The organism is Streptomyces sp. LS1784 (assembly GCF_020103755.1).
Lineage (GTDB): Bacteria > Actinomycetota > Actinomycetes > Streptomycetales > Streptomycetaceae > Kitasatospora.
In genome coordinates, this window is the sequence record NZ_JAHSQD010000306.1 from 1 (window position 1) to 9,911 (window position 9,911).

The following is a 9,911-nucleotide window of genomic DNA, read 5'->3' on the forward strand; positions in this document are numbered from 1 at the left end:
CGGGGACGGCGGCGCCGCCGTCGGTCCGCCCGTGCAGCCGGCCGGCAGGAACGGGCCCCTGGGCACGGTCGCGGCCGGAGCCGGCCTGGGGGCGGTGACCGGGCTGCTGGGAGTCGGCGGCGGCTTCCTCGCGGTGCCCGCGCTGGTGTCCGTGCTCCGGCTGCCGATGCGCAAGGCCGTCGGCACCAGCCTGGTGGTCATCCTCGTCAACTCCGTCGTCTCCCTCGCCACCCGCCTGACGGTCACGGGCATATCCCTCGACCCGGCGATCTTCGGGCCGTTCGTGGGCGCCGCCGTCCTCGGCGCGTGGGACGGCAGGCGACTGGCGGCCAAGCTCACCGGCACCGCCCTGCAGCGGGCCTTCGCCGTCGTCCTGCTCACGGTGGCCGCCTTCATGCTGATCGGCGTCATCGCCTGACGGCTCCCGCAACCGCTGCCCGGGACACCCCCTCGGGCAGCGGTCGCCACCCGTCGGCGCCCGCCTCGACCGGCGGGCGCCGATTTTGTGCCATCCCCCCGAAGGTACGACCATTCACTCCGTGTCCCGCACCACCCATCCGACCCCTGACCCCCAGGACGGCGCCGTGACCTCCGAGCCCGGCCCCAGGCCCCTCACCCGATCCGCGGGCAATCCGCTCTGGGCACAGCTGCGCGCCGACCTGCTGCGCCGGCTCGACGAGGGCGAGTTCCGCGACGTCTTCCCCGGCGAGCACGACCTCGTCGCCGAATACCAGGTCAGCCGGCACACGGTCCGCGAGGCCCTCCGGACGCTCCGTGAAGAAGGCCTCGTCACCGCACAGCGCGGCAAGGCCTCCAGGTTCACCGCGAGCCGCCCGCTGGAGCAGGACGTCGGCGAGGCGTACAGCCTGTTCCGCGCCGTCGAGGAGGTCGGCGCCGTCCAGCGCAGCATCGTGCGCGCGCTCGACCGGCGTGCCGACGGCGTCATCGCCGCCCGACTGGGACTGGAGGAGTCCACACCGCTCGTCTACCTCGAACGCATCCGCCTGGCCGACGAGGAACCACTCGCCGTCGACCGGATCTGGCTGCCCGCAGACGTGGCCCACCCGCTGCTGGACGTCGACTTCACCCACACCTCGCTCTACGACGAACTCGAACGCCACTGCGGCAGCCGCATCTGCGGCGGCTGGGAACGCATCCGCGCCGTCGTCCCCGGCCGGGGGGAGCGCATCCTGCTCGACTGCCCCGAGACCACCGCGCTGCTCGCGATCGACCGGCTCGGCCACGACACCGGCGGGCGCCTGATCGAATGGCGCCAGACGCTCGTCCGCGCGGACCGCTTCGCCGTCGCAGCCGCGTTCTCCGCACACGACTACCGGCTGGGCGCCTCGGTCCAGACGCCCTGACGGGAACACGCACCTCGGAGCCGTCCGCATCGGCCGGGCAAGCGGGGACCTTCGGCCTTGAACGGGGGTACCTCCCGGCCCCAGCGGACGCCGGGCCGAGGCGGTGGGATGAAGGCAACGCGGTACCGGCGGACACCGGGACCGCCCCTCCGCCACCGCCAGAAGGGCAGGACCATCATGAAGGCCGCCGTCGTCCACGACTTCACCGCACCGCTGGTCATCGAGGACCGCCCGCTACCGGAGCCGGGGCCGCACCAGGTCCGGGTCCGGATCGAGGCCTCCGGCCTCTGCCACACCGACATCCACGCGGCCCACGGCGACTGGCCGGTCCAGCCCAGCCCGCCGTTCGTCCCCGGGCACGAGGGCGTCGGCATCGTCGAGGCGGCCGGTGACCTGGTCCGGCACGTCCGGGTGGGCGAGCGGGTCGCCATCCCCTGGCTCGCGGACGCCTGCGGACGCTGCGACCAGTGCGTCTCGGGCTGGGAGACGCTCTGCCTCCGGCAGCACAACAGCGGCTACTCGGTGGACGGCGCCTACGCCCAGTACGCGCTCGCGCACGGCGACTACGTCGTCCCCGTCCCCGACGGCATCGACCCGATGGACGCCGCACCGCTGTCCTGCGCGGGCGTCACCACCTACAAGGCCCTCAAGGTCTCCGGCGCCCGCCCCGGCACCCGGGTCCTGATCTCCGGCATCGGCGGCCTGGGCCACCTCGCCCTCCAGTACGCCCGGATCTGCGGCGCCGAGACCATCGCCGTCGACGTCACCGACGACAAACTCGCCCTCGCCCGCGACCTCGGCGCCGACCACGTGATCGACGCCCGCACCCAGGACGTCGCCACCGAGGTCCAGGCCCTCGGCGGCGCCCACGCCGCGATCGCCCTCGCCGTCAGCAACACCTCCTTCCAGGCCGCCTACGGTGCGCTGCGACGCGGTGGCACCCTCGTCCTGGTCGCCCTCCCGGCCGGCGGCAAGCTCGAACTGCCCGTCTTCGAGACGGTGCTGAACGGCACCAAGGTGATCGGCTCGATCGTCGGCACCCGCGAGGACCTCGCCGAGGTCTTCCGCCTGCACGCCCTCGGCCGCACCCGGGTCATCCGCGAGACCCGCCGCCTGGAGGACGTGAACGCCTGCTTCGACGAGGTCCTGAGCGGCAAGGTCTCCGCCCGCCTGGTCTTCGACCTGCGCGGCTGAGGCCCGGCCCGCGATCCACGATCCGAGGGAAGAGGAAGGCAACGACATGAACGAGACGGCGGCAGAGCGGCGGATCGTGGTGGGCGTCGACGGATCGGCGTCCTCACGCGCCGCCCTGCGGTGGGCGGTACGGCAGGCCGCCCTGGTCGGCGCCACGGTCGAGGCGGTGATCACCTGGGAGTACCCGGCCATCTACGACTGGGGCGTGGCCGTGGTCGACGTGGAGGTCGCCGGGTACGCCGGCAAGGCGCTCGCCGAGGCCGTCGCGCAGGAGACGGGCCCGCAGTGCCCGGCCGAGGTGCGCGAGCGGGTGGAGTACGGCAACGCCGCCCAGGTCCTGTTGAAGGTCGCCGATGGTGCCGAACTACTGGTCCTCGGAAACCGCGGCCACGGGGGCTTCGCCGGGGCGCTGCTCGGCTCGGTCAGCCAGCACTGCGTCCAGCACGCCTCCTGCCCGGTCGTCGTCGTCCGGGACACCGGGCACGAGCACGCCGAGCACGCCGAGCACGCCGAGCACGCCGACGGGCCGGCCGCCGGCCGGTGACCCGGCCCCGGCCGGCCTTCTGCTGGGCCGGTCACGCAGTCGTCGATGCGGCTCGGCCCGAGGTACGGCCGCCGGTACCGGGCACGCACCGGCCCTCGTCGGGGACGGGGGCCGGTGGACTCGGGGCGGCTACGTGCAGTTCTCGTCGATCTTGTACTGGAGCGCCCTCGGGTAGTCGTGCCGGCTGAGCCGGACGCGGGCCAGGATCGGCGCGTGGTTGATGTCGTTGCCGGCATCGGCGATGTCCAGCAGGAGTGAGTCGAGCTCGGCGTGGGTGGTGAGCTCGTACCCGTGCATCCGGTCCTTGTCCGTGCCGAAGACCTCGGCCAGCTTCTCGTAGCGCCACGGGTGCAGCACGTTGTAGAAGTCGGCCCCGTCGGACGGCTTCTCCTTGTAGTAGCAGGGGCTGACCAGCATCTGCTCGATGCCGTAGAAGCCCTCGTTGTCCAGGACGAAGACCACCGGCCGCAGGTGGTGACGTACCTGGGTGGACAGCTCCTGGCAGATCTCCTGGAACGAGCCGTCCCCGACGAACACCAGCGGGCGTTTCATCGGCTGCTGTCGGCCCAGCGCCACGCCGGTGGCCGCGCCGACGGAGTAGCCGATGGACAGCCAGCTGTTCTGTGCCAGGAAGCCGGCCCGCTCGGTGATTCGCAGGTTCATCGAGCCGAGCAGCGCGAACGCCGCGTCCGAGACCACCGTGAACGGCGAGGCGGCCTGTGGGTCCCCGCCGGTGGCCTGGTGCTCCAGGAAGTGGTTGATGTGCTGGAAGAAGCTGTCGTAGGTCAGCTCCGGCGGGTACTGGTCGGTGCTCAGCGAGTCCAGGAAGGCGGCCGTGCTGGCCGGGACGTCCAGGCCCGCCGCGTGCGCCAGCGCGAAGTGGTCGGCCGGGAAGGTCTGTCCCGCCAGGGCTTTGTTCAACGCGGTGATGAACCGGCCGAGTTGCACTTCGGGGAAGTACGTGGCGCCGACGCTGACTCCTTCGCGTGCCGCCACGATCCAGTCGTCGCCGATGGACTGCTCGCCGCCGAGGTTCTTGGACGTGGACCAGGTTCCCAGGCCGATCCGGCACCCCGCGTTCTTGAAGGCCTTCCGGATCTCCGGCAGGCTCGCCTTGCCGTTGTAGACGCCGGCGAACAGCGGGTGCCGTTCGGACACCACGGACTTCGCGCCGACCGTGGTGCAGAACTGCATCCGGGTGGACTGCACGAACTCCAGCAGCTCGTTCTCCAACCGCAGGCGGACCAGTTCCTCGCCGGCCCAGACGATCGGTGTGCCGAATTTCCTGATCAGCTCCACCGCTGCCGTGACGGCCTTCTCCAGCATGTCCTTGTTCCGTTTGGTGAACGGCCGCTCGTGAGCGCGGAGTTCACCCTTCGGAGGCTCGCAGGGCGCGTGCCAGAGGTCCTCCATGACCTCCAGGTAAACCGGCTTGCGCTCGGTCAGGCACGCGGTGATCGCGCTGTCGATCTGCGAGGGCGCGAGCCCCGGGTTGGAGAGCACCTGTGCGTCCACCGTGACCTGCCGGTAGACGTCCAGGTTGCTCTCCCGGCGCGGGCTCATGTGCGAGGTGAGCAGGCCGACCGCCTGGTAGTTGAGCCATTGCTCGTAGGACGGCGCCGCGTTGATCGCGATCAGCGGTACGTCCTCGACGTACGCGCCGCCGATGGTGTTGAGCAGGCTGAACGCGCCCACCCCGTACGTCACCGCAACGGCTCCGACGCCCTGTTCGAGCTTGTCCGGGTCGGCGTCGGCGGCCCGCACCCGGGCGTAGGCGTCCGCGGCGTAGCCGCCGCCCATCTCGGTCGGGGTGCCGATCCAGCGCACCGTGGTCGTGGCCTGCATGATCGTCAGGAACGGGCCGAGGAAGTCCCCCGGCACCCCGAACAGGTGCCGGATCCCCAACTGCTCAAGCCTGGTGGCCAGGTAGCGGGCCACCGTCCACTCGTCGTTGCGGCTCATCGGCTCAGCGCCTCCTTCCGGCTTTCCCGGCGGGCCTGCACCTCGGGCCGGATCTCCGGTTGAGCCGGAGGCGGCGGCGGGGGCGCCTCGTGGACGGCGATGGCCGCCCGGACGGCGGTCTCCACCGCGCCCTCGATCCAGGCGTGCTTGAGCGAGACGTGCTCGCCGGCGAAGTACACCGGGCCCTCCGGCTTGACCACGTCGAGGTGGAAGCTGGTCATCTGGTGCGGGGTGTACACCGCCGCCTCGCCGAACGCGTACGGGTCGCGCAGCCAGCTCTGGGTCTTTCCGTAGCCGGTGTAGAACACCTCGATCCGCCGGCCGTGCACCGACTGGAGGTTGCGCAGCGCGTAGACGTAGCGCTCGTAGTCCTCCATGGAGTCCCAGCGCACCGCGTCGTCCGACCAGCTGTAGCTGGCCAGCACCACGCCGCCGCCGTCGCTGTCCGGCACCGGGTGCGAGGGGTAGTACATGAAGCGGTTCGGGTTGTCGGTGGTCGAACCGCCGCCGAAGCAGTTGGTGGCGGGGCGCACGCTCGCCCGCAGCAGCGCGGTGTGCTGGTAGACCTCCCGCTGGGCCTGGCTGATCCGTCGCTCGTCCACGCTCGGGTGCGCGCCGAGCAGCACCTCCGGCAGGTTGCGCGGCGGCCGGTGGCCGTTGTGGGCGGCGGCCACGGCCGCCTCGGCGTCCTCCTCGCCGGCCCGCTGGTAGTACTCGTACAGGCCGGGTGCGATGGAGTCGAGTTCCACCTTCCAGTCCGCCTCGGTGAACTCCCACCAGCGGCGGGAGAACTCCAGCAGCACCTTGGTGGCCTGGTCGTAGTGGGTCTCGATGATCGCCCGGCGCTTCTTGTACGAGAACGGGGGCGTCACCTGGACGAACCGCAGGGCGGAGAAGGGGACCGTGACGATCGCGAAGTCGCCCTTCCAGACTTCGGGTTCGGCCTCCGGGTCGTCCTCGGGGACGGTCAGAACAGCGACCTGCGGCCCGTTCGGGCCGACGTTGCGGCCTCCCCCGCCGTCCCGGCGCGGGTCCCAGTACTCCATGCGGATCATCCGCTCACCCATCCGCAGCTCCTCCCGGAGCTCCTTGGCGAGCGCGTCGGGCAGCTTCCAACTGCCGCCCGCGATCTCCCAGTAGGTGGCGTTCGGGTTGATGTCGCTGCGGCCCAGGAAGGTGTGGAAGAAGGCCAGGTGCAGCCGCGAGGTCATGTTCTCGATCGTGCCGATCGCCTCGATGGCCTCGTCGCTGAAGCCCGCGTACTCGCGCAGGAAGCGGCCCATCGAGTAGCCGTCGAACTCGCGGATCACCCGGGTCCAGCCGTCCAGCCACTCGGCGAACGGCTTGTTCACCCGCTTGCCGTCCCTGATCACCGAGTAGTAGTCGCGGATCGGCTCCAGGGCCCGGTTGACCAGGTCGGCGGCAGTGACCCGCACCTCGTCGCCGGTGAGGTGGAAGCCCTCGTTGACGCAGCTCGGGTCGGCGGCGTACTCCTCGCGGCGGGCCTGGATCCGGTTGGCGCGGATCCAGGAGTTGAAGCGCTTGACCGGTTCGCGGAACTCCGGGCTGTCTGCGCCGTACTTCCAGACCTTGCCGGGTTCGAAGGACTCGTAGACCACCGGTGGGACGGGCGCGTTCTGGTTGCCGGTGTCCGGATCGACGTCGACGTTGAAGAACAGCTGCCGGCGCAGGCCGAGGCTGTCGACCAGCGCGAGGGTGAGCGGGTGGAAGCTGGGCAGCCGCATGGCCCCGGCTTCCGCGTACTGCTCCGGGTCGTAGAACGGTCCGTCGACCTCGTCGTCGGTGGAACGGAAGGTCTTGATCCGTCCGCCCACCCGGCTGGCGTTGGCCTCCAGGATGGTGACGTTGTGTCCGGCGTCCTTGAGCAGCTTCCCGGCGACCAGGCCCGCGATGCCAGCGCCGACGATCAGCACGTCCTTGGGCTCGTTCGTCTCCGGGATGCCGTCCTTGATCAGGACGTCGAGGTAGCGCAGCTTCAGGTCCTTGTCGTCCGGACCGACCAGCAGCAACTCGCGCGCGAGTTGCCGACAGGTCTGCCAGCGGGCGCGGTCACCGGCGGTGCCTTCGATGAGGGGGTTCTCGCTCATGGCTTCTTCTCCTCGCCGCTCAGGAGCCGATGGACTTGTTGGGGAGGTCCTTGCCCTCGGCGAGGAGACGCAGCGTGGTGATCGAGGGGGTGAAGGCGTAGAGGGCGCCCGTGGTGCGGACGAAGCGCTTCATGTCGACCGTGCCGTGGGTTCCGTCCGCGAGCTCGATCGCGGCCTTGCCGGCGAGGCCGATGACCTTGTCGAAGCCGTTGGCGACGACCTGGCCGGGCTCGCTCTTGCCCGGGGGGAACGTGTCGGAGTTGGACCAGTGCTGCTGGACCAGTTCGAACTGTTGCTCCAGCGAGGTGCCGTAACAGACGAACATCAGCCCGCGGTCCTTGCCGTCGTCCGGGCCGCCCTTGAACTCGGGGCCGTACGGGATGCCGCGGCGCATCAGGCGGTGGCTCTTCGGCTTGTCGTCGACGATGCCGGCGAAGGCGCGCGGGTGGGTGCGGCGGATGTGCGCGACCCAGGGGGTGTGTTGGCCGGTGGGGTCGTTCACGTAGTCGAAGTCGTTGCGGTCGGAGCCGAGACCGGTCACGGCGCCGACCGGCGGGGCGAGCGGTGTGCCGTCCTTCGCGCGGCCGACCAGGCAGGCGCCGAGCCGGGTGGCGTCCATGGTCCCGGTGAACTCCTTGACGCCGTCCACCACGGCCTTGTTCCAGCCCGCGACGTCCTGGTGCAGTCGGCGCACCACCTGGAGCGAACCGTTCTTCATCCACTCGGGCGCCTTCCGGTCGCCCTTCTCGCTCTTGTGGCCGAAGACGAACTCGCCGGGTTCGATCAGCTCGGTTCCGGCGTGGTTGTCGCGGAAACCCTTGTTGTCCGGGTTCTCCCGGTGGAAGTCCTTCACTCCGGGCTGGGAGATGCCGTCCTTGTAGCCGAAGTGCTCGTGTCCCTTCAGTGCGCCCGACAGGGTGCGGCCCTGGTCCACGTGGACGCGTGTGATCTGGTGCGTGTTCTCGACCGCGTCGAGGTTCTTCAGCTTCTCCTTCAGCAGTTCCTCGGTGTCCGCGGCGACGATGAGGACCGCGTGCACGACCTTGTCGCCGGTCCCGGCGCCGAACAGCCACTGCTTGGGGTCGCTCTCGCCGGTGTCCCCGAGGTCCTTGGCCCGTGCGACCGCGCCCGCGCAGAACGACTTGAAGGTGCTGAGGTCCTTCTTGACCTGATCGGGCTTGTTGGCGACCGTCACCAGGCCCTCGAAGGTGAGCGAGACCCCGCAGCGGACGGCCGTGATGGCGGGGTCGCGGCCGAAGGCCCGGCGGGCCAGCGAGAACTGCTCGTTGAAGTCCTCGGTCTCGCTGGTCGTCGCGACGGTGTTGAGGATCGCGGAGAGCCAGCCGCGGCCCTTGGCGGCGTCCGGGAAGTGCAGGTAGCGGAAGTCCGTGAAGTCCTTGTTGAACGCCGCCAGGATGTTGCCCTGGATGTCGGTGTTCGTACGCAGCTTCGGCTGGGGCAGCTGCTCGATGGACGGTACGGCGGTGGGACGGGTGGGGGTCGTGGTCACGCTCGGGCTCCTCGGTTGCAGGCAGGGGCCATCACAGGATGCGACGGATTCGACACTCAACGTAGCTTCATCGTCGAGAGCGCTGTCAACCGGACGTCAGCCGCCCGACGGGCTCACGTAGTGTCACCGCACGGAGTCGACGGGATTGCCGCGGCCACGGCGGAACCGGTCCGTGAGGGCGTCCGGGGCGATGATCGGGGCCGGGTAGCCGGGGGCGAGCTGCCAGGGGCGGTGCACGGCGGGCCCGGGCAGGTGGGCGAGTTCGGGCACCCAGCGGCGCACGTACGCCCCGTCCGGGTCGTACCGGTCGGCCTGGCGCAGCGGGTTGAGCACCCGCTTGGGGCGGGTGTCGGTGCCGGTGCCCGCGACCCACTGCCAGTTGAGCTGGTTGTTGGCCAGGTCCCCGTCGACCAGCAGCGACAGGAAGTGGGCGGCGCCGATCCGCCAGTCCAGGTACAGGTTCTTCGCGAGGAAGCCCGCCGTCAGCAGACGGGCCCGGTTGTGCATCCAGCCCTCCTCGGCGAGCTGGCGCATCCCGGCGTCGACGATCGGGTAGCCGGTACGGCCCTGCCGCCAGGCCTCGGCCTCGCGCTCGTCCCGGTGCCAGTGGTCGTCCCTGGCCCGGTAGTCGCGGTGCGCGGCGTCCGGGCGGGCGGCGAGGACCTGGTGGTGGAAGTCGCGCCAGGCGAGCTGCCGGACGAAGGCCTGAGCCCCCTCGCCGCCGTGCCGCAGGGCGCGCTCGACGAGTTCGGTGGGGGACAGGCAGCCGAAGTGCAGGTACGGGGAGAGCCGGGAGGTGGCGTCGGCGGCGAGGTCGTCGTGCACCTGCGCGTACGCGTCGACGTCCCAGCGCCGCCACCGTTCGCGCGCGGCGGTCTCGCCCCCGGGCGGCAGGGCCGGGGAGAGCGGCCCCGTGTGGAGCAGGTTGTCGCTGCCGAGGCCGCTCGGCGTGTCGATCGCCCGGGGTGCGCCCAGCACCGTGCGGCGGGGCGTCAGCTGCCAGGCGCGGTGGTACGGGGTGAAGACCGCGTAGTGGTCCCGGCCGGCCGGGGTGATCCGGCCCGCCGGGACCACGGTCAGCGAGGCGTCGTGGACGTGCAGGCGGTCGCCGAAGTGCTTGCGCAGCCGCGCCTCCCGCCGGTGCGCGAAGGCGCTGACGCCCGCGGCGACGTGCACGGTGGCGGCACCGGCCTGGGCGGCGACCCGGGCCGTCTGCTCGGCGGGCTCGC

General features: G+C 71.1%; 8 protein-coding genes. 4 read left to right on the forward strand and 4 right to left on the reverse strand.

Annotation, left to right across the window (positions count from 1 at the left end; translation table 11 throughout):
- The 4 genes from KS423_RS28310 to KS423_RS28325 all read left to right on the forward strand — a co-directional run.
- The coding region (locus KS423_RS28310) for a sulfite exporter TauE/SafE family protein (RefSeq protein WP_224282608.1) at positions 1-418 on the forward strand (418 nt) is incomplete at its 5' end.
- A 121-nt stretch (positions 419-539) separates the two neighbouring features.
- On the forward strand, positions 540-1,364 hold the full coding sequence (locus tag KS423_RS28315) for a GntR family transcriptional regulator (protein WP_224282609.1): 825 nt from the start codon (positions 540-542) through the stop codon (positions 1,362-1,364).
- A 177-nt stretch (positions 1,365-1,541) separates the two neighbouring features.
- Positions 1,542-2,558 (forward strand): alcohol dehydrogenase AdhP, encoded by a 1,017-nt coding sequence (gene adhP / locus KS423_RS28320; protein WP_224282610.1) that lies wholly within the window; start codon positions 1,542-1,544, stop codon positions 2,556-2,558.
- A gap of 46 nt (positions 2,559-2,604) precedes the next feature.
- On the forward strand, positions 2,605-3,102 hold the full coding sequence (locus KS423_RS28325; protein ID WP_224282611.1) for a universal stress protein: 498 nt from the start codon (positions 2,605-2,607) through the stop codon (positions 3,100-3,102).
- Positions 3,103-3,231: 129 nt separating this feature from the next.
- Here the strand turns inward: KS423_RS28325 and KS423_RS28330 are convergent, their stop codons facing one another.
- The 4 genes from KS423_RS28330 to KS423_RS28345 all read right to left on the reverse strand — a co-directional run.
- A complete protein-coding gene (locus tag KS423_RS28330; protein WP_224282612.1) occupies positions 3,232-5,064 on the reverse strand; it encodes an alpha-keto acid decarboxylase family protein in 1,833 nt (610 codons plus the stop codon).
- A complete protein-coding gene (locus KS423_RS28335; RefSeq protein ID WP_224282613.1) occupies positions 5,061-7,172 on the reverse strand; it encodes an FAD-dependent oxidoreductase in 2,112 nt (703 codons plus the stop codon). The genes KS423_RS28330 and KS423_RS28335 overlap by 4 nt, the downstream gene beginning before the upstream one ends.
- A 19-nt stretch (positions 7,173-7,191) precedes the next feature.
- On the reverse strand, positions 7,192-8,682 hold the full coding sequence (locus KS423_RS28340; RefSeq protein ID WP_224282614.1) for a Dyp-type peroxidase: 1,491 nt from the start codon (positions 8,680-8,682) through the stop codon (positions 7,192-7,194).
- A 123-nt stretch (positions 8,683-8,805) separates the two neighbouring features.
- Positions 8,806-9,911: deoxyribodipyrimidine photo-lyase (locus tag KS423_RS28345; protein ID WP_224282615.1), on the reverse strand; the 1,106-nt coding region annotated here is incomplete at its 5' end.